We start from the raw sequence: 23,600 nt of genomic DNA, 5'->3' as shown, positions 1-23,600 counted from the left end.
GTAGCTGACTCACGCGGGAGTTCCTCCGGTTGAATAGAGTAATAATGTTTCTTCGTCGGTCTGAGCGGCGTCCAGTTCAGCCACGATCCGCCCGTCCCACAATACGCAGATGCGGTCGCACAACCCCACCAGTTCGGAAAATTCGCCGGAAGCGTAAATGATACCTTTGCCTTGCTGCGCCAGTTCGCCAATCAGGGCGAACAAATCCTGTTTGGCTTTGATGTCTACGCCTTTGGTCGGCTCATCCAGAATCAGTACCTGCATGTCGTTGCGTAGCCACTTGCCGATGGCCACCTTTTGCTGGTTGCCGCCGGACAATCGCCGCAGTTTCTGCTGTGGCCCGCGGGCGCGGATGGTCAGCCGATGGATCAGATCCCTGGCCCAGGACAGCGCCTGACCATGCCCGAAAATACCGTAGCGGGAGAAGCTGTCGCTGGCGCTGATGCTGAGATTCATGGCGACGGATTCGTCAATAAAAATGCCTTCTTTGCGCCGCTCCTCCGGTACCAGCGCGATGCCCTGCGCCACCGAATGCGCCGGCGAGGTCGGCCGCCAAGGGTTGCCCTGATAGGATGCTTCTTCCAGCCGGCTGCGGGTAGCGCCGAACAGCGCTTTGCACAGTTCGCTTTTGCCCGCGCCCGCCAGCCCCGCGACCCCCAGAATCTCGCCCTTGCGCAGGGTCAGCCTGATATCGTGCAGCAGTGTATCGTCATGTAGCCCCTGAATCTGCAACAGGGGATCGGCATCCGGCCGCGTGCGACGCGGCGGGAAAATATCGTCCAGCCGATGCCCCAGCATCCGCTCTACGATCTCTTCGCCGCCAAGCCCTTGCATGGCGCCGCTGCTGACGAATTCGCCGTCGCGCAGCACGGTGAGGGTGTCGCAGATGGCGCTGAGTTCATGAATACGGTGGGAGATAAAGACGATGCCGATGCCTTCACGTTGCAGACGGCGTACTACGCCGAACAGACGCTCGCTTTCCGTGTGGTCGAGCGGCGCGGTCGGTTCATCCAGAATCAGGAAACGGCAGCGGTGGGACAGCGCGCGCGCCAACAGGATCTGTTGTTTCTCGGCCAGCGAGCAGCGGTCAAGCCGCTGTCGAACATTGATGCTGATACCCGATTGCGCCAGCAGGGATTCCGCCTGGCGGCGCAATTGTGACCAGTTTAGCAGGTGGCCCGGCTCCGCCAGCCTATCGAGCATGATGTTTTCCGCGACCGACAGCGTGGGCACCAGCGCAGCGTCCACCTCTTGCTGCACCAGATGGATGCCGTGGCGTTTGGCATCGCGCGGAGAACGAAGGGCGATCTTTTCGCCATCCAGCAGGATATCGCCGCTGTAGTGGTCATAAGCGCCGGACAGCACCGCCATCAGCGTTGACTTGCCCGCGCCGTTGGCACCGGTCAGCGCATGGATGGATCCCCCCTCCAGCGAAAAATTCACTTGTCTGAGTGCCGGGAAACCAGCGAAAGAAATGGAAATGCAGCGCATTTCCAGACGTGATGGCGGTGTTATGGACATAATGAATCGCAGCAGGCTCGTTACGGAGATGGTTACGGGTTTATTCGGCAAAAAAATACCATATTCATCACTGAATAGAACGCCAGAGTGCGGGGAGAAACGCCGTCCTGAATGACTGAAAAAGCATATCTTAAGTAAAAAAGTTATTAAAACCCGCAAATGATGTGCTTAAGATGAAGCACAGTCTCGACATCCGGTATCGTGCGCGGCGCGCGCAGCGGGTGTCCGTTCGTAAGGAATCCACGATGAGTACGACCGCTATCCGGGTTCAGGTCGGCCCGGACAACTATTTTTCTTTTCCCGGCGCTATCGACCGGTTATCCGATTTTTACTCCAGTCAGGCGCTTGAACAGGCGTTGTGGATCGGCGGCGAACGTGCGCTGGCCGCTGCCCGTCCTTATCTGCCGGCGGTGTTTGACGCGCCGACGGCGCGTCATTCCGCGATGACGATGCACTGCAATGAGCGGGATATTGCCGCATTGACGACGCTGGCGGGCCGCGATCGCCAGGTCGTGATCGGCGTCGGCGGCGGCACGGTGCTGGATACCGCTAAGGTGGTGGCCCGTCGGCTGGGTGTGCCGCTGGTGGCTATCCCGACGATTGCCGCCACCTGTGCAGCCTGGACGCCGCTCTCGGTCTGGTATAACCAAGACGGGCAAGCGCTGGGGTTTGAGATGTTCGACGATGCCAACCATCTGGTGCTGGTGGAACCGCGCATTCTGCTGGTGGCGCCGGTGGACTATCTGCTCGCGGGGATCGGCGATACGCTGGCGAAATGGTATGAGGCGGTGGTGCTCAGTCCGCAACCGGAAACGTTGCCGCTGACGGTGCGTTTGGGGTTGCAGACGGCGCAGGATATCCGCGATGTGCTGTTGCGGCAGAGTGAGTCGGCGTTGAAGGCGGTCGCCAGCGGCGTGTTGAATCAGGATTTTCTGGATGTGGCGGATGCCATCATCGCCGGCGGCGGTATGGTGGGTGGGTTGGGTGAGCGTTACACCCGCGTCGCGGCGGCGCACGCGGTGCATAACGGGTTGACGGTCTTGCCGCAGACGGCGCGTTTCCTGCACGGCACCAAAGTGGCTTACGGTATTTTGGTGCAAAGCGCGCTACTGGGGGATGTGGCGACGCTGCGTCAGCTCACGTCGGCTTTTCGGGTGTTCGGGTTGCCCACCCATCTGCGCGAGCTGGATGTGGATATTGATGACGAAGCGGCGCTGCGGGCGGTCGCGGCCCGGACGTTGCAGCAAGGGGAATCCATCCATTATCTGCCGGGCGAACTGAATGAAGCCCGCTTGCTGGCCGCCTTTCGTCAGGTTGAACAGGAAGGCTGAAAGCCGGTATACAGGGTGAGAGGCGGTTAGCTGTTCATCATCACGGCGGGATGACGGCGGAGCGGCCACCGTGCGGGCACTGTTTCAGGCGCTTCGCACGGTGCGATGAACCGCCCGCATTTTCTTTCATTTCATCATGATGGCACCCGGCGTTTGTGACGCCTGACGACAACCAACAGGATTACTGGAGCTTGTCGTAGGGAAAGGAATTTTTGATATAACGGGCGTAATAACGCGCCTTCGCGTTCGAGTCCATCAACTCCTCGTAGATCATCCGGGCGACGTTTTTATACTGATAAAGACTCCCGTTCAGTAATTCGATTTCCAGAATGTTGTTTTCCGCATCGTAGCCGACGGCGAACAGTTCGGTAGATGAAACACGCTTACGTTGCAAACCCATTGCTCCCTGTTGATTCCTGCCTGTGTCCCGTTATTGGCCGCAGATAACACGCTTTCGCGGTTACGGCATGGATGGGGACACCGTTAGTCATTGCTCAATATATAGCCAGAAAGGGTGTTGGGCAAACGGAATAGACCAGTGGCCTATCGCAAAACGCCCGGTAGTCCATCACTCGATATCCTGTGTGCGCCGGCGGCGTTCGAAGGGCGGCGAGAGCACTAACACGGCGGTTTCGTCTGGCTCGGTAGTCGATGAGAAACCGCTGTCAGCAATAATGAGCTGCGCGTGGCGTCGTTATCTGTTGTCCGGATCCCGGCTTCGTTTTTGATTACCTGGACGCCCGCGGGCCTCTTGTGGGGAAACCCGGCGTCGGCGGCCAGATAATGAAAGAAAATAGCCTGACACACGGATGGATATCAGGCGATGAACGCCGGGTATTAAACAACCCGGTGTGACTTTACTGCAAGTATTTTGCGTGGAAGCGCAGATGATCTGCGATAAAACTTGTAACAAAGTAATAGCTGTGATCGTAGCCGGGTTGCAGGCGTAGCGTGAGCGGCCATTGGCGCTGACGAGCCACAGCGGCCAGCGCCTCCGGTTGAAGCTGGGTGGTCAGAAACGGATCGCTATCGCCTTGGTCGATCAATATCGGCAATGGCGCTGCGTCACTGTGCGCCAACAGATGGCAACTGTCGTATTGCAACCACTGTTGTTCGTCCAGGCCGAGATAGGCGGCGAACGCCTTTTGCCCCCAGGGAACCTGCGTCGGGTTAACGATGGGCGCAAACGCGGAAACCGAGCGGAAACGGCCCGGATGCCGTAGCGCCATCATCAGCGCGCCGTGTCCGCCCATCGAATGGCCGCTGATCGACTGGCGATCGCTGACGTTAAACGCGCTGGCGATCAGCGCCGGTAGCTCGTCGCTGAGGTAGTCGTACATCTGAAAATGACGATCCCACGGCGCTTGGGTTGCGTTCAGGTAGAACCCGGCGCCCTGGCCCAGATCGTAGCTCGCGTCGTCGGGAACGTTCTCGCCGCGCGGGCTGGTATCGGGTATCACCAGCGCCAGCCCCAGTTCGGCCGCGGCGCGTTGCGCCCCGGCTTTGGTGGAAAAATTTTCGTCGCTGCAGGTCAGGCCGGAGAGCCAGTAAAGCACCGGCGGCGGCGTAGCGTGGTATGACGGCGGCAGGTAGACGCTGACGGTCATCGGGCAGCTCAGCGCGGCGGAATGGTGACGGTAGCGCCGCTGCCAGCCGCCGAACGCGCAGTGTTCTTCCAGTAATTCCAGCGATGTGCTCATGGCGATCCCCCGATTAGCTGAAATGTACAACCGAGCGGATGGATTTGCCTTCGTGCATCAAATCGAACGCCCGATTGATCTCTTCCAGCGGCATGGTGTGGGTGATGAAATCGTTAAGCTGGAATTCGCCGCCCATATAACGCTGCACGATACCGGGCAACTGGCTGCGCCCCTTGACGCCACCGAAAGCGGAACCGCGCCACACGCGGCCGGTGACTAACTGGAACGGCCGTGTCGAGATTTCTTCCCCGGCCCCGGCCACCCCGATGATGACCGACTCGCCCCAGCCTTTATGGCAACACTCCAGCGCTGCGCGCATCACATTGACGTTGCCGATGCACTCGAAAGAGTAATCAACGCCGCCGTCGGTCAGTTCGACGATGACGTCCTGAATCGGCTTATCGTAGTCTTTCGGGTTAATCAGGTCGGTCGCACCCAGTTTGCGCGCCAGTTCAAACTTGCTGGTGTTGAGATCGATACCGATGATGCGGCCGGCCCCGGCCATTTTTGCGCCGATGATCGCCGACAGCCCGATGCCGCCCAGCCCGAAAATCGCCACGGTATCGCCCGGCTGTACGTTGGCGGTGTTTGCCACCGCGCCCATGCCGGTCGTTACGCCGCACCCCAGCAGACACACTTCTTCCAGCGGCGCCGCTTTGTCGATTTTAGCCAGCGAAATTTCGGCGACCACGGTACGCTCGGCAAACGTGGAGGTGCCCATGTAGTGGAAAATCGGCTTACCGTCTTTGAAGAAACGGGGGGTGCCGTCCGGCATCAGCCCTTTACCCTGTGTGGCGCGAATTGCCTGACACAGGTTGGTTTTGCCGGAACGGCAGAATTTGCACTCGCCGCATTCCGGCGTGTACAGCGGGATGACATGGTCGCCGACGGCGACGCTGGTGACGCCTTCGCCGACGGCTTCCACGATCCCGGCGCCTTCATGGCCGAGAATGGCCGGGAATACGCCTTCCGGATCCTTGCCGGATAAGGTGTAGGCATCGGTATGACAAACGCCGCTGGCGACGATGCGTACCAGCACTTCACCTTTCTGCGGCGGCATCAAATCCACGTCTTCAATCGACAGCGGTTGGTTAGGGCCCCAGGCGACGGCGGCGCGGGTTTTGATCATTTGCATGGTGATACTCCTGGTTATGTTGGGCTAGACGCGATGCGCCGTACCGGGGTGTGTTCCCCTGATGGGGCGCGGCTCAGGCGCCGCTTTCGATCATCAGTTTTTTCAAGGCTTCTACGTTGGGGCCGAATGCCCCCTGGCGCCACACCAGCCAGGTGTCGATAACGGCGACCCCCGACGGCAGCGAGTGCGGTTGTACATTCCGACCTGCAGGCAGAGCGTGCAGGACGCTTTGTGGAACCAGTGCGGCGCCGTTGCCTGCGGCAACGGCGGCCAGTAACACGGAATAGGAGGGCACTTCGACGAGGAGTGCCGGCGTAATACCCTGGGCGCGGAACCAGGATTCCAAATGCTGGCGGTAGCCGCAGCCATTGGCAAAGACCAGCAACGGCGACTGACGCAGTTGTTCTGGCGTCGATGCATCGGTGATCGCCTGTGCCGTCACCAGCGACAACGGTTGGGCATAGATCTGGCAACTGTGCAGTGACGGATGATTAACCGGGCCTGTCACCAGCGCGGCGGCCAGCTCCCCGGCGTTAACCCGTTCTATCAATGTTGCGCAAGGCGCGGTATGTAAATGGACTTTCACCGACGGGTAGCGTTGGTGATAACGCGCCAGCAGCGGCGGCAGTTCGGTCAGCAGCAGGCTTTCCACCGCGCCAAGCTGAAACAGGCCGGAAGGTTCGCCGTTGTGGGTCAAACTGAGCGCTTCATCGCTCAGCGACAGGATTTTTTGCGCGTACCCCAAAAAGTTGTACCCGGCCGGAGAAAGCCGGACGCGCTGTTTCTCGCGGATGAACAAATCGGTACCCAACTCTTGTTCCAGCTGACGCAGCCGGGTTGTCAGATTGGACGGCACACGCTCCAATTGCGCTGCCGCCCGCACCAGCGAGCCCGTTTCGGCAACCAGACAAAACATACGCAGTTGGGTGAGATCCATGATTTCTCTATCCGTGAATAACTTCTTATAGTTGATGATTTATGGTGAGTATATGGAGGGATGGCAGGATTGGCAACCCTCAGACCGAGAAACGGACATCAAGGCGGGAAGGTGTGAGTCATAAAAATGATGGAGGTAATTGTGATCCTGATTAGATTTATTTCTTTTTTGTTAATAAATGGGGTTTCTTTTATGTCATATTAGAAAAAATAGTGTGGCTAAATAAAGTTGACGACGCGCAGGTTTTATTTCGTCACGATGGATGTTATTTCGCTATGACGGATGTTATTCCTTCATGAAATAACACCATAAATGATTCTCCGGAGGCCGCTATGATTCGTTTAAGCGATACGATGGTGAAAAAAGTCATCACATTTATCTTTTCCTCCGTGATGATTACCGGCGGATGCGCGGCGATGATTCATCTGGATGTATTTTTTTCCATGAATGAAAGCCAGCATGAATATGCTCTCCCCAGCCAGGGGGATTCCTCCATTGATAACGGACATTATCAAATATCTCGTACCGTGAAACATATCATGGCAGCGGTTGTGCATCTTCAACGTGGTGAAAGGGAATATGCGGTTCCTAATGTGATTCAGGCCGCAAAAGCGTTGCAGGATAGCCGCATGGCGTTACAGGCATTTCAGCGCGATAGTCATTCCGATGCCGTGAATGATCATGTCAGCGAGGTCGGCTTAGCCTGGCAGCAGCTGCTGGATAGAGGGCTTGAGCCGATGTTGCAGACGGCCCATGCCGGGCTGCCGGAAACCACAACGCAGCACTATCGGCATCACTTCATCCCGCTCAGTCAGCGCTTTGAGCAAACCCTGAACCGCTATCAGGATGCGCTGAGCAAGGAAGAGGCGCAGTCAACGCGATGGCCTTATGCCGATAGCGTCTGGAGTCTGATGTTGGCGACGTTGCTGGCGGCATTACTGGTGCTGATGTTACGCCATCCTGCATTGGGCGATGTATCTCACCGCCTGTGGGGCGTAGTCAGAAGGTATCTAGGGCGCTAGTGGTTGCGTTGATAACGCCGCTATTTCCCCCGCAATTCAACCCGTCTCTCCGGTTCCATTGTTATGGAACCGGTTTTTTTATTGCGCCTGATGTTTTTTTCTGAATCTGATGTCGGTATTTACACCGTATGATTAATTGTCGAAATAATCGCCAAAATATTTTCCCTCAGTTAAGGATGGCTTAATTTTAAATAGGTAGTTTCATTGATGTAAGTTGAGGTTTTTGTAATGTGGTCAAGGCAGACTGACTTTGAATGTCGATGAGATTATAGTGACTTAATGTTTTCGTACTTGTTATTTCTAACGTCGGGGAAAATTAAGCTTGTCACTAAATACATTGTGAGTCATTCATTCGCTAGGGTCATTTTCGTCATGTTGACGAACACAGCAGCAGTAGGGAGAACTTCTGTAAATACCGGGTATGCCGGAAGCAGGGCAGCCAACAACAACATGTACCCTAAGGTACAACTAATTATCTGGAGCCTGTTATGAACGTTTTAAAAGATATTACCGTCAGAAAAATGTTGGTCATCATTTTGACTCTGTTTACTGTTATCTGGGGTGCAGTATCAATATTTACCATGCAGTCTTTTAGCGAAGTGAATTCGCTGATGGACGATAGTTTAGCGCAGAAAAAAAGCTATAGCTTGCTGGTGAAAGGTAACGACCAGTATTTTCGCTCCGTAACCCGGATGTTGCGGGCGGCGGATTTTCTGCAAACCGGCGATACGAGCAACGCACAAAAAGCCTTCGACGCTTCTGCGGCGGCGCTAAAAATCAGCCGCGATATGCTGGAGCAATTTAAGAATAGCCGTCACATCGGCGTCAGCGATGAGGTGGTCAAATCGATGATCACGTCTTGGAGCAACCTGCTGGATAACGCTGTCGCGCCGATGCTGGCGGCTTCCCGTGATGGCCGTGCAGAGGATTTCCGCCAGATTTTTCGCAACCAGTATCCGCCATTAAGCGTTGAGTTCGGCGCGATAGCGGAAAAATACTCGGCGGCGACACAATCTGACTATGGCATCGACACGGCGAAACGTCATGCTGACTTCAATCAGAAACTGCTGTTGGCGGCATTGATTATCGGGATTTTCGTCCTGGTTATGACGGATCGGTATCTGGTGAACTATCTGGTCAAACCGATCAATCTGATCAAGCATCATCTGGGATTGCTGACCGATGGCAAGTTGCACACCGAACTGGATGAGTTTGGCCGTAACTGTGCCGGTCAGTTGATTCCCTATATCAAATCGATGCAGAAGAGCTTGCGCGATACCGTGGTGGTGATTCGCGATAGTTCATCGAATATCTACAACGGCACCAGCGAACTCCGGCAGGGTAATGACGAGTTGTCGAGCCGTACCGATCAACAAGCCGCTGCGCTGCAGGAAACCGCCGCCAGTATGGAAGAGTTGACCTCTACGGTGAAAAACAACGCGGATAACGTGCATCAGGCGAGAAAACTGTCGGAAGAAGCCCAGCAAATGGCCCGAAAAGGGGGCGAAATTACATCGGGTGTGGTGCAAACCATGCAGAGTATTTCGGATAGCTCTCGCAAAATTGCCGATATTACCAGCGTGATCAACGGTATCGCTTTCCAGACCAACATTCTGGCATTGAACGCAGCGGTAGAGGCTGCCCGGGCTGGTGAACAAGGGCGTGGATTTGCGGTAGTTGCCGGTGAAGTGCGTAACCTGGCGCAGCGCAGCGCGCAGGCGGCCAAGGAAATTGAAACCCTGATCAGCGAGTCGGTGAGCCGGGTACAGATTGGTTCCGATCAGGTACAGGAAGCGGGCAATGCCATGGGCACCATTATCTCGTCGGTATCCCATGTGCACGACCTGATGGGGGAAATCGCCGCCGCCTCTGATGAACAAAGCCGCGGTATCTCTCAGATTGGCCAAGCTGTCACCGAGATGGACGGCGTCACGCAGCAAAACGCCGCGCTGGTTCAGGAGGCATCTTCCGCCGCCAGTTCGCTGGAAGAACAGGCACGTAATCTGGCGGATGCGGTGTCGGTGTTCGACATCGGCGATGATCGCGAATCGACCATGTTGCGTCGTCCGTCGGCGCAAACACTGAAACGCCCGGTACAGAAAGCCGCACCTGCACTGAAAGCACCCGCGAAAGCGAACGCATCAAGCAGCAGTAATTGGGAAACGTTCTAATTCGTGACCAACAGGGTGTGCATGCCATCCCGGAGCGGTAAACACTCCGGGATGGCGCGTTTTGCGGTCATACTTTAGTTGCAGGCGCGTTGATGTTGCGGAGTTCACTCACCTGCCGCCTTACTGTAATGCGCATATTCAGGGGATAAAAATCGGGGTTCACCCGGTATTTTTTTATCTCTCGCCTATACTTGCAAGGACGTCGGTATTGGGTGTGAACATCAAACAATGATTTATTTTTTATGCCCTACGGCATGATGTCGAATGACTGATTAATAGGTGTGGTTACTCCGGCTGTATATTGTGATTCCATGAAAGTTCAGGAGTGGCGCACATGCATATCACTTTTATCGGGAGCGTATTATGTCTTTCCTAAAAGATATCAGTATACGAACAATGATGTTGATAATATTCGTTTTTTTGCTGATTGCATGGGGAGCTGCATCCAGTTACAGCCTTTATTCCTTGAGTAATGTCACGACGCTATTAAATAAAAGCGGTATTCAAAAAAATAGTTACTCCTATTTAGTCTATGGCAATGATCAATATTTCCGCTCTGTGACACGCATGGCGCGGGTAATGGATTATTTGCAATTTAATGATGCCAAAAATGCCCAGACAACACTGGATATGGCAAAGACGGCCATTGTTAATACCAAGGGTGCGTTGGAGAAATTCAATAGCGCCGAGCATGTCGGTGTGGATGCAGAGACTGTCAGCGGTATGAGTAATACGTGGTCAGCATTATTGACGACAGCGATAGAGCCCATGTATGCCGCACTGCAACAGAATGATCTGGATAAATTCCGCGATATTTTCCGCAAAATTTATCCACCCGCCAGTTGGGCATTTGGCGATGCGGCACAAAAATACACCAAACAAATCACCAGCACGGACTATGCGTCAGCCGTCACGGCTCAGAACAACTGGAACCGTAACGGCTTGATCGCCGCGATGATTGCCAGCCTGGTGATCTTTGTCATGGTGGAGCGCTACCTCACTCGCTATATGGTGAAACCGGTCAATCAAATCCAGGTGCATATGGCGCTGCTGAGTGCCGGGCGGCTCGATAAGGAGCTGGCGGTGTTCGGCCGTAACTGTATTGGTCGCATGATTCCCAACATTAACGAATTACAGCAGAGCCTCAGACGAACCGTGATGCTGATTCGGGGAACGGCCGCCGCTGTCTATCAAGGGGCGACGGAGATTCGAGAAGGCAACAACGATTTGTCCGGTCGTACCGAGCAGCAGGCGGCATCGTTGCAGGAAACCGCCGCGAGTATGGAGCAGTTGAGCTCTACCGTGCAGCACAATGCGGAGAATGTGCATCAGGCGACCCGGCTGGCGCAGGAAGCGAGCGAAGCCGCCAAGCAGGGCGGAAAAATTACCGATGACGTGGTGGGCACCATGGACAATATCAGCGCCAGTTCGCGCAAAATCGCCGACATCACGTCAGTCATCAACAGTATTGCTTTCCAGACCAACATTCTGGCATTGAACGCGGCGGTGGAAGCGGCGCGAGCTGGCGAGCAGGGGAAAGGATTTGCGGTGGTGGCCAGCGAAGTGCGTAACCTGGCGCAACGCAGTTCCCAGGCTGCCAAAGAGATTGAAACGCTGATTGCCGAGTCGGTATCCCGCGTGAGTACCGGTGCGTCACAGGTGAAACAGGCGGGTGAGTCGATGCAGACGATTATTACTACCGTGGCGCATGTCAGCGATTTGATTGCCGAAATTGCTTCGGCCTCGGATGAACAGAGCCGCGGCATTATCCAGATAGGGCAGGCGGTGAATGAGATGGACGGCGTAACGCAGCAGAATGCGTCGTTGGTTCAGCAAGCGATGGCGGCAGCGGCAGCGCTGGAGGAGCAAGCGCGGCAACTGACGGAAGCGGTGGCAGTTTTCCATCTGGACGATGGGCGGGAAAGTCGTTCTTCGACGCCGATGCCTTCGCCGACGCTGCGTCGTCCTGCGCTTGCGGCGACAGCGGCGTTGCCGCCGGCCAAGAAAGCAGGCGGCAGCGACAACTGGGAAAAATTCTGAAATCTACCCCTGTCGAACGGCCGGCATTATGCCGGCCGTTATTTATCCGGCGAGCGTTTTCGCACGCGATAGCGCCCAGTTGAGGCTATTTCATCAGCGATGAAGCACAATCACTGGATAATCGCCGGGCACTTCGCTAGGCTGTGTCCCTTATTCGCGCAGGGGCTGACGCAGACCGTGACCCGCGCGATAACGGGTTCGGCGCGGCGCACCGCCAGAGTAGCGTTCGACGTCCGGCCCGGCACTACCGCCTGAAGTCTACAGGCATCTGGTTCGCCTCGCGGCCAGAATGAGTCACACCTGCCGGAGAAAAATAATGTCGTCAATATTGTCAAAAGAAGCAGCCCAGGTTCATGAGGCGCTGCTGGCGCGTGGTCTGGAGACCCCGTTGCGCGGCGAATTACAGGATGCGGAAACCCGCAAACGCCTGATTGCGCAGCATATGACCGAAATCATGAATCTATTGAGCCTTGATTTGAGTGACGACAGTTTGGCGGAAACGCCGCACCGCATCGCCAAAATGTATGTGGATGAAATCTTCTCTGGGCTGGATTACGCCAATTTCCCCAAAATCACCATTATTGAAAACAAAATGAAGGTCGATGAAATGGTGACGGTACGCGATATCACGCTGACCAGCACCTGTGAGCACCATTTTGTGACCATCGACGGTAAAGCCACGGTGGCTTATATCCCCAAAGAGGGTGTGATTGGTCTGTCCAAGATCAACCGCATTGTACAGTTTTTCTCGCAGCGACCGCAGGTGCAGGAGCGTTTGACGCAGCAGATTCTGGTGGCGTTGCAAACCTTGCTGGGTACCAATAACGTGGCGGTCTCCATCGACGCGGTGCACTATTGTGTTAAAGCGCGTGGTATTCGCGATGCGACCAGCGCGACCACCACGACGTCGCTCGGCGGCCTGTTCAAATCCAGTCAGAATACCCGCCAGGAATTCCTGCGCGCGGTACGTCATCACAGCTACTGAACGCGCGTGTAATGCGCCGGGTATCCGGCGCGCAATAGCCCCGCTTGATGCTGAAAGACGTGGGCTTTTGTGCGCACGGTCACTACAATTTCCCCATTGTTCCCCTTTGCAGCAGGACATCATGTCGCCTTATCTGCCGCCTTCCCGTATTCCCATGCTGGATTTTGCCCGTGGGCTGGCCATGCTGGGTATTCTGCTGATGAACATCGTGTCATTCGGTTTACCCAGAGCCGCCTATCTGAACCCCGCCTGGAACGGGCCGCCTTCTACCGCAAATGCCTGGGCCTGGGCGCTGATGGATCTGGTAGCGCAAACCAAATTTCTCACGCTGTTCGCGTTGCTGTTTGGCGCCGGTTTACATCTGTTGATGCGGCGCGGTACGCGCTGGATCAACGCCCGCTTGTTCTGGCTGATGGTGTTTGGCCTGATTCACAGCGTCTTCTTTTGGGAGGGCGATATTCTGCTGGATTACGGGCTGATTGGCCTGGTTGGCTACAGCATGCTGCGTTATGCCGACAGCACCCGGATGTTGGTGCGTACCGGGGTAGTGATTTATGTGATTGGGCTCATGATGTTGGCGGTGCTGAGCCAGATCCTGAGTCCTGTCGGCGGTAATTTTTGGCAGCCGGGGGCGGCGGAGGTGAGTTATGAAGCCTGGTGGCTGAGCCAGGGCGGCGCGGAAGCCTGGCTGAATCGCCTATCGCAGCTCAACGAAAACCTGCTGTCGTTGGGACTGCAATACGGCTGGCTACTGACCGGCGCTATGCTGTTGGGGGCGGCGCTGATGCGCAGCGGATGGCTACGCGGCGCATTCAGCCCGCAGCACTACCGACGTATCGCGCTGTGGCTATTGCCGCTGGCCTTGCTGATCGATGGCGCTGGGGTGGTGGTACAGTGGCGCTTGCAATGGGACTATCGCTGGTGCGGCTTGCTGCTGCAAATTCCCCGCGAGCTGGGGGCGCCGTTGCAGGCGATCGGCTATCTGGCGCTGTGCTACGGCTACTGGCAAACGCTGGCGCAATGGCGCATTACCCGCTGGATCGCCAATGTCGGCCGGATGGCGTTGAGCAGTTATCTATTGCAGACAGTGATCTGTACCACCGTGTTTTACCGTCTGGGTGGATTTATGCAGTTTGAACGCTGGCAGTTGCTATTGCTGGTACCGCCGATCTGGCTGTGTAATCTGCTGGCGGCGTGTTGGTGGTTGCGCTATTTCCGGCAGGGGCCGCTGGAGTGGTTGTGGCGCGTGCTGACCCGTCAGGTGGCGGGCGTGCCGTCCGCCAAGGAGACGGAGTGAGATATCCGCCGGGCTCAGCGTGAGGCGGCGGGCGCTTTCTGGCGTAGCGGCGGTTCCGTGCGGTTGCCGAGATCGGGGATGAGCTCCGGCGGCACCGCCGGGTAGCCCGGCTCGTCGTCTGAAACCTTGTACTCCGTGGGGATGGGGATTTGCGGCCCCAGAAAACGCGGTTCCCGCTTCAGTACGTACAGGTCGTACAGCATTGCCAGCCGGGCGCCGAATTCCCGCATGCGCACCGGCCAGATATCTTTCGGTGACGGCACGGCGAAGCATTGTGCCTGAATGCCTTTATGCAAGGCGATAAACAGCGCCCGCTCGCAGTGAAAACGCTGGGTGATGATGGTGAAATCATTGGTGTCGAAGACTTTGCGGGTGCGGACGATGGAGTCCAGGGTGCGGAAACCGGCGTAGTCGAGCACGATGTCCACCGGCTGAACCCCGGCGGCAATCAGATCGCGCCGCATGGTCATGGGCTCGTTGTAGCTTTGCAGCGAGTTGTCGCCGCTTAGCAGCAGGTAGCTGATTTTACCGCTGTTATAGGCGTTGAGCGCACCCTGAATCCGAAACAGGTAATACTGGTTGATGACGCCGGCCCGGTAATATTTGGCGGTGCCCAACACCACCCCGACCTGACGTGGAGGCAGATCCTGCACGTCGTCGTAAATATAGGGCGCGGTGCGCCAACTGATGCAGCGGTCAAGCAGGAACGCGGTGCACGCCAGCACGAGCAGGCTGGTGAACAGTCCGAAAATCACGCGCTTCCACATGCCTCTGCCTTTGTCCGCTCGAAGGAAATAATCATGAGGCAAGGCTACTTTACCCGCCGTAGCGGTGCAAGGCGAACAGTCCGGAAGTGGCGGCTGTTGATGGTTTTTAAACCAGAATGCGGATGTCGTATGGCTGAAGGATCACGGGCTGGGAGGGCCAGCCCGTCAGCAGGAAGGCGGTTATCCGTATCATGCAGGATAACGCTTAGATCAGGCTCCCCCACAAATCGTATTCGTCGGCGTGTTCAATCCTGACCGTCACCAAATCGCCAACGTTCACCCGTTTTTCGCCGTTGAGGTAGACCGCGCCGTCGATTTCCGGCGCATCCGCCATGCTGCGGCCAATCGCGCCTTCTTCATCCACCTCGTCGATCAGCACTTTCAGTTCGCGCCCTACCTTGGCTTGCAAACGCCGGGCGGAAATCTCTTGCTGCAACTGCATGAAGCGGTGATAGCGATCTTCTTTGACCGCTTCCGGCACCGGGTCCGGCAAATCATTGGCGGCGGCGCCGTCCACCGGGCTGAATTTGAAACAACCGACGCGGTCGAGCTGCGCTTCTGTCAGGAAATCGAGCAGCATCTGGAAGTCTTCTTCCGTTTCGCCTGGGAAGCCAACGATAAAGGTCGAGCGTAGCGTCAGTTCCGGGCAGATCTCGCGCCAGCGTTTGATGCGTTCCAGCGTGCGTTCGACCGCGCCGGGACGCTTCATCAGCTTGAGGATTTTCGGGCTGGCGTGCTGCAACGGGATGTCCAGATACGGCAGGATTTTGCCCGCCGCCATCAGTGGGATCACCGTATCGACGTGCGGGTACGGATAGACATAATGCAACCGTACCCAGATGCCCAGCGTGGCCAATTGTTCGCACAAATCCACCATGCTGGTCTTGACCGGCTGCCCGTTCCAAAAGCCGGTGCGGTGTTTTACGTCAGCGCCATAGGCTGAGGTGTCCTGGGAGATCACCAGCAGTTCTTTCACGCCGGCGTCTTTCAGGCGCCGGGCTTCGTCCAACACGGCACCGATAGGGCGGCTGTCCAGATCGCCGCGCATAGACGGGATGATGCAGAAGGTGCAACGGTGATCGCAGCCTTCGGAAATTTTCAGATATGCGTAATGGCGCGGCGTCAGTTTCACGCCTTGCGCCGGCGTCAGGCTGGTGAACGGGTTATGTTCCGGTTTCGGTACATAGTGATGCACATGCGACAGCACCTGTTCATAGCTGTGGGGGCCGGTAATTTCCAGCACGTTGGCGTGCACTTCGCGGATCTGGTTTTCTTTGGCGCCCAGACAACCGGTGACGATCACTTTACCGTTTTCGTTCAGGGCCTCGCCGATAGCTTCCAGCGACTCCTGTACGGCGCTGTCGATAAAGCCGCAGGTATTGACGATCACCAGATCGGCGTCGTTGTAGCTGGGCACCACCTGATAACCTTCGGTACGCAGTTCAGTCAGAATACGTTCGGAATCCACCAGATTTTTCGGGCATCCCAGGCTGATAAAGCCGATGCGATGGGACAAGGGCATGCCGGTGTCGTCGTTCTGGTCGGCCAGCGTTTTTTGCGGCGCGGACAACGTGGTGGTTTGTGAAGGATCGAAGGTGTTAACTGTCATAGCGTCTCGTACATCGGGTTGTGTAGAACAACATCATGTTGAAAATGTTGTGCAGGAACAGGTTGAGCAGGAAAAACGCGGCGGATTATACCTGAATCGCCGTCAGGAAACAGTCCTTGTCGACTAAAAAACAACCAGCGGCGGCGGCCTGGCGGCGGGTTCGCCGGATAAGGGCTAAAAAATGCAGGGAGAAACTTCTCTCCCTGCGGTGAATTCAGCCTGTCGACGCCTGACCTGGCGTCTGTCGCCAAGCGTTATTGGCAGCGATAACTGCCGGAGGCCCGTACATCGCCGCTACCAGTGTAAGCGATGTGTTGAGGGTAGCGACATAACGGCATGTGGATACTGCCGTCGCTGGAGCTGATGCCAATCGTTGAGGGCGCGATGCCTTTTTCAACCCAGTTGCGCAGCGCGGTGAACAGTTGATCCGAGCCGTTCAGGTATTGCGGTAACGGAACCCGCGAACTGATGATATTGCGACCGGTTTCCGGGTCGATCGATGAGCTGGCTTTCAGGGTGCTGTCGTGCGCCAATCCCGGAATCAGGTAAAGCCTGACGAATGGATCGACGGCAGCTTGTCCACCCATGGCGGCAACCACCCGGTGGTAATAGTTGATGGTTCCCTGCGGCATGATTTTTTCATCGGCCAGGCCGTGATAAATCAGTATTTTGCCTTTTGCCGCGCGTAATCCGCTGAGGTTGGGATCGTCGGTGTTGATGCGGCTAAATGCCGTTTGTAGCTGTAGACCCTGGTCATAAGCATGTGCCAGTTCGGCATAGCTCAATGTTTTCCAGCCATTTTTCCCATCGCCCCCCGCATTTTTAAAGCTGTCGCCAGCGATATCGGCGCGTTGCAGTTCCAACGCCACCAAGTCACTGGCGATCGGGAAGGCTTTTTCTCCCGCGAGCGAGGCCGGCAAATTGGTGCCGCGTGTTAATCCCCACCAGAGATGGTCGGGTTTTTTTAACTCGGGCCCGGAGGCATTGTCCTTGGCTGGGTCGGGCGATGTCCCGGAACGGGTTTGTCCGTACCAGATTTTATTGACCGCGGCGGCTTCCCGGCGGGTCAGACAGGCTGGATTCGCGCTGGTTCCCGTCACGCCGTTTCCCGCCTCGTGTTGACAGAGTACGTCGGCATCTTTGGTAGGGTCATAGCGGCATTGCAGCGGATCCAACAAAAATCCCAGCCCTAGGGTATCGCAGGCGTTTACCGCCTTTCCGCTAACGTAATTCAATTTCGCCGCAGCGATAGGCTGGTTCAGGTCGCGCTGCATGACGATCTGGGGATAAAGCTCGCCGGTGATAAATTTTGTCCAGTTAATCGCCGGGGCGCCGGCAAGAATGCCATCGAAATCCCGCGGGTATTTCTGTGCCAGCTTAAGCCCTTGGCGTCCGCCGGTGGAGAAACCGTCCCAATAGGCATAGCGCTGTGCCGTGCCGTAGTAGGCCCGCACCAGCGCTTTGCTCTTGACCGCCATCTCGTGCAGGCTGCGTTCAGCGAAGTCCTGCCACAGGACGTTGTTGATTTTCCCATCCGGCAACATAGCGAATGAACCGTTATTCAGCAGGGTATGTCCGTGATCGGAGGTGACTACCACATAACCTTGCTCGATTGCGGGAATATATTGCGGTCGCGTGCCGATTTGGGCGGGATCCGCGTGGACGCCGCCGGCCCATCCACCGCTGCCCATCGCACGAATAATCTTGTTCCAGCGCTGCGGCTGCGGCAGCCAAATCTCGATACCAATGCCGGCGGATGTCGACGACGCGGCTTTATCTCCGGGCATTCCCGGCCCGATCACCAGTTTGACCAGACACACATCGACCGGCGCGGGCGGATAAGTCTGGGCGGCGGGGGTGTTGATATCGGGTAACGCCGTTGCTGATGATTGATCCAACTTTAGCGTTTCGCCCTGTTTGAAGGACTTGACTGTCATGACGGACGTTTGCGCATCCGGTTTAAAATGGGTTTTAAGGCTGTCATCACAGGCCAGGCCCGTAGCGGCCTGAGCCTGGGATAAACCCGCGGTTATCAGTAAGGCCGAAACGGCGCCTGCGGCTAGCCGTTTTGGATGGTATCGGAACATAAACCTCTCCTCTTATTATTTTAGGGTACGTGTCTACCGTGTGAGGTGACGGTTTATTCTCAACATCCGCATGATATGAAACGAATTAAATTGCGTGGCGAGGCATTAGGCAGACTAATGGCTGGATACGCAAAACATGAACGCTCCTCGCAAAAAACGATGACCGGTCAATGCATAATCCTGCTATGTATGTCATGGGAATGCGACGATGCACGAAACCTCCTCTGTATTACTTAACCGATTACTGGCCTGTGGGAAGTTTCGCCACATCCAGATCCTGCTCAAGCTGGCCGAATTGGGGAGTGTGCAGCGAACCGCCGACGCTATTGGCATCACACAGTCATCGGTCACGCAGACGCTGGCGTATCTGGAGCAACTGCTCGATATCCCGTTGTTTTTACGCCATGCCCGTGGTGTAACGCCCACACCGGCCTGCATGGCATTTATCCCCGTGGCGCGCCACTTACTGCAGGGGATCAGCGATAGCGCAGAGTGCATTTCCGCTTACCGGCGTATGGGGGAAGGGGTGGTGCGGCTGGCGGCGTCCTCGTCGGCGATCAACTATCTACTGACCCCGTCGTTACCGCTGTTTCATGCGCAATACCCCACTATTCAGGTGCAACTTCGTGAAGCCGAGGGCGCGGATCAACTGCTGGCTATCTCCCGGCAAGAGGTGGATCTGGTGATAGGCCGCCTTCCCAGAAAGATGCCGGATGGTTGGTATTTCTCGGCGTTGCGGCCGGACCGGCTCATTGTGGTCGCCAGCGCGCAACACCGGTTGGCCGGCAGAGAGGTGGGCTGGAGCGAACTGGCGGAAGAAACCTGGGTTCTGGCGCCAGCCGGCTCATTGGTGCGCGAAAAGATGGATGAAATCAGCCGCTACTTTCCCTGGCCGCTCAGCGCGTATCCGCTGGTTACTCGCTCTATTTCCCTGTTCAAAACGCTGTTGGTGCAGCATGACCTTGTCGCGCTGTTACCGCTCAGTTTTATCAGCCATGCGATTGCCGCCGGCGAATTCTGCGAGCTAAAAATACCGCTGGTTTTCGATGTGGCACCGATGGGGTACATGCTGCCCGACGACAATGGCCGTGATGCGGCGCGCAAGCTGGCCGATTTTCTGAGCCGCCGTTTTGCATGCCTGAATGAAGCTTCGGTGCCGCAGGCGGTGTGCTGATTTTTCCCGTCCCGGAACAGGGCGAAAACACACTGGGAAACGGCAATGGGCGGTTTGTGCTAACGGTGTGTCTGACCGACGCTCAGCGTTCCGGTGGGGGGACGCGCGGCGCCATGAGGGGCAGGGCCGGTGCGCCCATGGTGGGCGCACGTAGGGGAAACGATTAGCTCAGCGGTAGCATCACCGTCTGTTGAAAGGCTGGGCGCTCGGTCAACTGTTGGTACCAGCGCTCCAAATGTGGATGCGGCTGACGCGCGATCGGCATGTTGAACCAGGCGTAAGCGAAACACCCCAACGGGATGTCGCCAATGCCGAAGTTGTCGCCGGATAACCAGTCCTGCCCGGCCAGTGCTGCATCGGCGACGGACAGTAGTTTTTCACAGTTCGCTTGCCCATTGGCCACCGCCTGCAGATCGCGGTGTTCCGGCGCGGTGCGAATCAGGTTGATGAACACCTGACGGAATGATTCAGAAAAGCCGATGGCCCAGTCCATCCATTTTTCAGCCGCCGCGCGCGCTTTCGGGTCAGCCAGCCAGAGCGTACCGGCGCCATATTGCGCCGCCAGATAACGGACGATGGCATTCGATTCCCACAGCACCAGATCGTCGTCCTGCAGGCAGGGCACCAATCCGTTCGGGTTTAATGCCAGATAGTCGGCATCACGGTTGCGGCCAAACTGCCCGCCAGCCGGGATCCACTCATAGGGTACATTCAGTTCCGCTGCGCACCAGCGCACTTTCTTCACGTTGGTCGAGTTGTCCCGGCCCCATACTTTCAGCATCACGCCACTCCTTATAACAATGAACGCCACCGTCTGCCCAGATAGCAGCCTGCGGCACAAATCACGATGACCTACCCGATTAACACCTCACCCGCCATCAATGACTCCGCTACCTTAGGCGGTGACGGCCCACCATGCAACGGACGTTTTAGCCGTGGTAGAAAGCTCGGTAGGCGATGCAAGCGCAGCATGGGAAATATGGATATAGCTTTTTTATATTTACTTATCCGGCTTATATTCCCAATAATAACCGTGGTTTATTCTTGCAGACAGGACAATATATAAATGATATTCCCCCATTCCTTGCGCGCTGCGCTGGCGGTGACGCTGTTGGCTTCCGGCGTTTCTTTGGCGATGGCGCAGAGCGATCCGCACACGATTATTTTCGGGGTAGCGCCCGGCCCATATGGCGACATGGTCAAACAGGCGATCAAGCCTGAATTGGTCAAGCAAGGCTACAAGGTCGAAGTGCGTGAGTTCAGTGATTATGTTCAACCTAATCTGGCGCTGTCCAACGGCAGTATCGACGCCAACCTGTTCCAGCACTCGCTGTATCTGGAAAAATTTTCCGCTGACAAAGGGCTGAAACTGACCCGGCTACTGACGGTGCCGACCGCCAGCATGGGCTTTTATTCCCATAAAATCACGTCGCTTGATCAGCTGAAGAAAGGGGATGTCGTCACCCTGTCGAATGATGCGACCAATCTGGCGCGCGGCCTGCGGTTTTTGCAGTCGCTGGGGTTGATCACCATTAAAGCGGACATTGACCCGACCAAAGCTTCCGAGAAGGATATTCAGGATAACCCGCGCGGATTGGTGTTCCGTCCGCTGGAGGCGGCACAACTGCCGCGTACTCTGGATAGTGCCACCGCCTCGCTGGTGAACGGTAATTTCGCTATCGCCGCCGGGCTGAAGCTCTCTTCCGCGATCAAGCTGGAGACACTGGATGAGAACCTGAAAAACGTCATTGCGGTGCGTACCGATGATGTGGACAAACCGTTCGTCAAAGATATCAAGGCGGCGGTGGAGTCCCCGGCGTATGCCGCAGTGATTGACGATCCCGCCAGCATGTTCAGCCAGTTCCAGCGTCCAGATTGGATGAAGGCGAAAACGCCGACACCTGCACAGTAATGGCTCAACCCTCGTTGGAGAGGGTGTTGACAAGACAGCCGGTCATGGATCGGCTGTCTGTTTTTTTCCGATCAGCAGCAGGAGTTTGCGGATAATGATTCAACTAGACAATATCTGCGTGGATTTCCCGCAGGGAAAACAGGCAGGTACGCGGGCGGTGGATAACGTCAGCCTGCATATTCGCCGGGGAGAAGTCTATGGCATCGTAGGCACCAGCGGCGCGGGCAAAAGTACGTTGCTGCGGACGATTAATCTGTTGCAGCGTCCCAGCAGCGGTCGCGTGGTGGTCAACGGCGTGACCATCAGCGATCTCAGTGGGCAGGCACTACGCAATGAGCGGCAGCGTATCGGGATGATCTTTCAGCATTTCAACCTGATGCAAACCCGGACGGTGGCGCAGAACGTCGCGTTTAGCCTGCGGGCGGCGGGCCAGTCGACGCAGAATATCGCGCAACGGGTGCCGGAGATTTTGGCGCTGGTAGGGTTGAGCGATAAAGCCGGTTCTTATCCGTCGCAGCTTAGCGGTGGGCAGAAGCAGCGCGTGGGGATCGCCCGCGCCATCGCCAACCACCCGGAGGTGTTGCTATGCGATGAACCGACATCGGCGCTTGATCTGGAAACGTCGGCGTCGATTTTATTGTTGTTGAAGGAGATCAATGCAAAGCTCGGCATCACCATCGTGTTGATTTCGCACGAGATGAGCGTTATCAAATCGGTCTGCGACCGTGTGGCGGTGATGACCGGCGGAAAGGTGGTGGAAGAGGGCGATGTGTTCGATATTTTTGCCACGCCGCAGCATGAGTTTACCCGGCAGTTAGTCTCCCATACGTTGAATTTGGAACTGCCTGCGCGCCTGAAAGAGGAGTTGCAGGGGACGTTGCTGAAAATTCTGTTCGTTGGCGAATCGGCAGAGCAACCGGTGTTATCGGATGTGGCGATGCGTTTCGGTGTTTCCGTCAACATTCTGCATGGCAAGATCGAGTATATCGGGCATCGCGCGCTGGGCATTCTGGTCGCGCTGCTGACCCATCCTTCCGATGCGGCGCTGGTGGCACAGGCCGTGGAACATATTCGCCACAGAACGGCACAGGTGGAGGTGTTGCATGGCTGAGTTATTGACTGACCTGATTAGCGCATTTGGCGAAACCTTTCAAATGGTCGGGATTTCCACACTGCTGGCGATCCTCGGCGGGTTGCCGCTGGGGTTCCTGATTTATGTCACCGATCGGCATCTGTTTTGGGAAAATCGGTTCTGTTATCTGCTCAGCACGATAACGGTTAATATCATCCGTTCTATTCCATTCGTCATTCTGCTGGTGTTGTTGTTGCCGCTGACGCAGTTCTTGCTGGGCAGTACGATCGGGCCCGTGGCGGCGGCGGTGCCGATGTCGGTGGCGGCCATTGCGTTTTATGCCCGGTTGGTGGATAGCGCGCTGCGCGAAGTGGATCCCGGTATTGTGGAGGCGGCGGAAGCCTTTGGCGCGAGCCCGATGCGCATCATCTGCACCGTCTTGCTGCCTGAAGCGCGCGCCGGGCTGTTGCGCGGCCTGACGATTACACTGGTCAGCCTGATCGGTTATTCCGCCATGGCCGGGATTGTCGGCGGCGGCGGCGTAGGCGATTTGGCGATCCGCTTCGGCTATTACCGTTATGAAACCCAGGTGATGGTGGTGACGGTCATTGCATTGGTGATTTTGGTTCAGATCGTGCAGACCCTGGGGGATGGGTTGTCAAAGCGGGCGGATAAACGCGAACGTCGTTAATTATCGGATATAACCAGGCCACCGGAGAAAGGTGGCCTGATATACCCGAAATATTGCTGGTTGCAGATGCGTTGCTTTATTACTCGGTTCTTCTTCGATCCAGTGCTGTGACGCCGCAGTCCGCTGCATGATTTAACACCTCAGCCGGG

General features: G+C 56.5%; 19 protein-coding genes. 10 read left to right on the top strand and 9 right to left on the bottom strand.

The features are described 5' to 3' along the window. Positions 1-9 precede the first annotated feature (9 nt). Positions 10-1,521, bottom strand: a complete 1,512-nt coding sequence (locus HEP82_RS03725; protein WP_192456837.1) for a sugar ABC transporter ATP-binding protein — start codon at positions 1,519-1,521, stop codon at positions 10-12. Positions 1,522-1,766: 245 nt separating this feature from the next. On the opposite strand from HEP82_RS03725, the gene HEP82_RS03720 reads away from it, so the two are divergent. Continuing rightward, complete coding sequence (locus HEP82_RS03720) at positions 1,767-2,852, top strand: oxidoreductase (protein ID WP_192456836.1); 1,086 nt, start codon at positions 1,767-1,769, stop codon at positions 2,850-2,852. Positions 2,853-3,033: 181 nt separating this feature from the next. On the opposite strand, the gene HEP82_RS03715 is transcribed toward HEP82_RS03720, so the two are convergent. The 4 genes from HEP82_RS03715 to HEP82_RS03700 all read right to left on the bottom strand — a co-directional run bounded on the left by HEP82_RS03715 (position 3,034) and on the right by HEP82_RS03700 (position 6,624). Next, positions 3,034-3,246 carry a KTSC domain-containing protein gene (locus HEP82_RS03715; RefSeq protein WP_015854004.1) on the bottom strand — a complete coding sequence of 71 codons (213 nt, stop codon included), beginning with the start codon at positions 3,244-3,246 and terminating at the stop codon, positions 3,034-3,036. A 463-nt stretch (positions 3,247-3,709) separates the two neighbouring features. Next, positions 3,710-4,552 (bottom strand): S-formylglutathione hydrolase, encoded by an 843-nt coding sequence (gene fghA / locus HEP82_RS03710; protein WP_269150408.1) that lies wholly within the window; start codon positions 4,550-4,552, stop codon positions 3,710-3,712. A gap of 13 nt (positions 4,553-4,565) precedes the next feature. Continuing rightward, the gene (locus HEP82_RS03705) at positions 4,566-5,687 is read right to left on the bottom strand and encodes an S-(hydroxymethyl)glutathione dehydrogenase/class III alcohol dehydrogenase (RefSeq protein ID WP_192456835.1); all 1,122 of its coding nucleotides are present in this window, start codon (positions 5,685-5,687) and stop codon (positions 4,566-4,568) included. 73 nt (positions 5,688-5,760) lie between these two features. Then, complete coding sequence (locus tag HEP82_RS03700; protein ID WP_192456834.1) at positions 5,761-6,624, bottom strand: LysR family transcriptional regulator; 864 nt, start codon at positions 6,622-6,624, stop codon at positions 5,761-5,763. Between the two features lie 332 nt (positions 6,625-6,956). Between HEP82_RS03700 and HEP82_RS03695 the strand changes: the two genes are divergently transcribed. The 5 genes from HEP82_RS03695 to yeiB all read left to right on the top strand — a co-directional run bounded on the left by HEP82_RS03695 (position 6,957) and on the right by yeiB (position 14,139). Then, a complete protein-coding gene (locus HEP82_RS03695; RefSeq protein WP_192456833.1) occupies positions 6,957-7,646 on the top strand; it encodes a hypothetical protein in 690 nt (229 codons plus the stop codon). Between the two features lie 488 nt (positions 7,647-8,134). Next, entirely contained in the window at positions 8,135-9,817 is a 1,683-nt protein-coding gene (locus tag HEP82_RS03690; RefSeq protein ID WP_192456832.1) for a methyl-accepting chemotaxis protein, read from the top strand. Between the two features lie 363 nt (positions 9,818-10,180). Next, the gene (locus HEP82_RS03685) at positions 10,181-11,857 is read left to right on the top strand and encodes a methyl-accepting chemotaxis protein (protein WP_192456831.1); all 1,677 of its coding nucleotides are present in this window, start codon (positions 10,181-10,183) and stop codon (positions 11,855-11,857) included. Between the two features lie 316 nt (positions 11,858-12,173). Further along, positions 12,174-12,842, top strand: a complete 669-nt coding sequence (gene folE / locus HEP82_RS03680) for a GTP cyclohydrolase I FolE (protein WP_015853997.1) — start codon at positions 12,174-12,176, stop codon at positions 12,840-12,842. A 121-nt stretch (positions 12,843-12,963) separates the two neighbouring features. Next, entirely contained in the window at positions 12,964-14,139 is a 1,176-nt protein-coding gene (gene yeiB / locus HEP82_RS03675) for a DUF418 domain-containing protein YeiB (RefSeq protein WP_225622290.1), read from the top strand. A 14-nt stretch (positions 14,140-14,153) separates the two neighbouring features. Here the strand turns inward: yeiB and sanA are convergent, their stop codons facing one another. From sanA to HEP82_RS03660, 3 genes are all read right to left on the bottom strand, one after another. Further along, positions 14,154-14,906, bottom strand: coding sequence for an outer membrane permeability protein SanA (gene sanA, locus HEP82_RS03670; RefSeq protein ID WP_192456830.1), 753 nt, complete (start codon positions 14,904-14,906; stop codon positions 14,154-14,156). 205 nt (positions 14,907-15,111) lie between these two features. After that, positions 15,112-16,515: a 30S ribosomal protein S12 methylthiotransferase RimO gene (gene rimO / locus HEP82_RS03665; RefSeq protein WP_192456829.1), complete on the bottom strand. Its 1,404-nt coding sequence runs from the start codon at positions 16,513-16,515 to the stop codon at positions 15,112-15,114. Positions 16,516-16,769: 254 nt separating this feature from the next. Continuing rightward, positions 16,770-18,452 carry a tannase/feruloyl esterase family alpha/beta hydrolase gene (locus HEP82_RS03660; RefSeq protein WP_225622289.1) on the bottom strand — a complete coding sequence of 561 codons (1,683 nt, stop codon included), beginning with the start codon at positions 18,450-18,452 and terminating at the stop codon, positions 16,770-16,772. Between the two features lie 358 nt (positions 18,453-18,810). On the opposite strand from HEP82_RS03660, the gene HEP82_RS03655 reads away from it, so the two are divergent. Continuing rightward, positions 18,811-19,776 (top strand): LysR family transcriptional regulator, encoded by a 966-nt coding sequence (locus tag HEP82_RS03655; protein WP_192456827.1) that lies wholly within the window; start codon positions 18,811-18,813, stop codon positions 19,774-19,776. Between the two features lie 163 nt (positions 19,777-19,939). Here HEP82_RS03655 and HEP82_RS03650 read toward each other — a convergent pair whose 3' ends face one another. Next, the gene (locus HEP82_RS03650) at positions 19,940-20,557 is read right to left on the bottom strand and encodes a glutathione S-transferase family protein (RefSeq protein WP_192456826.1); all 618 of its coding nucleotides are present in this window, start codon (positions 20,555-20,557) and stop codon (positions 19,940-19,942) included. Between the two features lie 285 nt (positions 20,558-20,842). Here HEP82_RS03650 and HEP82_RS03645 point away from each other — a divergent pair, with 285 nt between their 5' ends. From HEP82_RS03645 to HEP82_RS03635, 3 genes are all read left to right on the top strand, one after another. After that, positions 20,843-21,688 (top strand): MetQ/NlpA family ABC transporter substrate-binding protein, encoded by an 846-nt coding sequence (locus tag HEP82_RS03645; protein WP_192456825.1) that lies wholly within the window; start codon positions 20,843-20,845, stop codon positions 21,686-21,688. Between the two features lie 94 nt (positions 21,689-21,782). Next, positions 21,783-22,799, top strand: a complete 1,017-nt coding sequence (locus HEP82_RS03640; protein ID WP_192456824.1) for a methionine ABC transporter ATP-binding protein — start codon at positions 21,783-21,785, stop codon at positions 22,797-22,799. Beyond that, positions 22,792-23,451, top strand: a complete 660-nt coding sequence (locus HEP82_RS03635; protein WP_192456823.1) for a methionine ABC transporter permease — start codon at positions 22,792-22,794, stop codon at positions 23,449-23,451. Before HEP82_RS03640 ends, HEP82_RS03635 begins: the two co-directional genes overlap by 8 nt. Positions 23,452-23,600 lie beyond the last annotated feature (149 nt).

The sequence above is a fragment of the Musicola keenii genome, assembly GCF_014855505.1.
In the GTDB taxonomy this organism is placed as follows: Bacteria; Pseudomonadota; Gammaproteobacteria; order Enterobacterales; family Enterobacteriaceae; genus Musicola; species Musicola paradisiaca.
The sequence above is the reverse complement of the archived record's forward strand: the minus strand, read 5'-3'. Positions and strand labels throughout refer to the sequence as shown.